This is a genomic window from Phytoactinopolyspora endophytica (assembly GCF_004138495.1).
GTDB lineage: Bacteria > Actinomycetota > Actinomycetes > Jiangellales > Jiangellaceae > Phytoactinopolyspora > Phytoactinopolyspora endophytica.
In genome coordinates this window covers 78,074-78,537 of sequence record NZ_ML142850.1, presented here as the reverse complement: position 1 = coordinate 78,537, position 464 = coordinate 78,074, and the positions used below count along the sequence as shown (strand labels likewise).

The window sequence follows — 464 nt, the reverse complement described above, 5'->3', positions numbered from 1 at the left end:
GCCGGGTATCGCGAAGATCTGCTCGACGATCACTGCCCCGCCGAGCAGTCCGATGAACTGCACGGCCAGCACGGCGAGCGCCGGGCCGCCGGCGTTGCGCAAGACGTGCTTGACGACGACGCGGCGGAACCCGAGTCCGCGGCTGCGCAGGGTACGGACGTAGTCGCGCTGGAGAGCGTCGATCACCGAGCCGCGGACCTGTTGTGCCACCGCGCCGATTGCGCCGATCGCGAGCGCCGCGATGGGCAGCGTGACCGAGGTGAGCCATCCGCTGAAGGATGTGCTGAGGGATACGTAGCCGGTCGCTTTGAAGATCCCCAGGTTGATCGCGAAGAGCAGGACGAGCCCGAGTGCGATCAGGAAGCCCGGGATCGCGAAGCCGAGCACCGAGAAGAACTGCACGAAGCGATCGATCCACCCTCGCCGTACGGCGGCGAGGACGCCGAGCCCGACGGCGATAATCG

Annotated in this window: 1 protein-coding gene; it reads right to left on the bottom strand. The window is 67.7% G+C overall.

The genetic code is table 11. The annotated features are described in order from the left end of the window. Positions 1 to 464, bottom strand: a 464-nt coding sequence (locus tag ELR45_RS36725) for an ABC transporter permease (RefSeq protein WP_205855827.1), incomplete at both ends; no start/stop codon positions are given.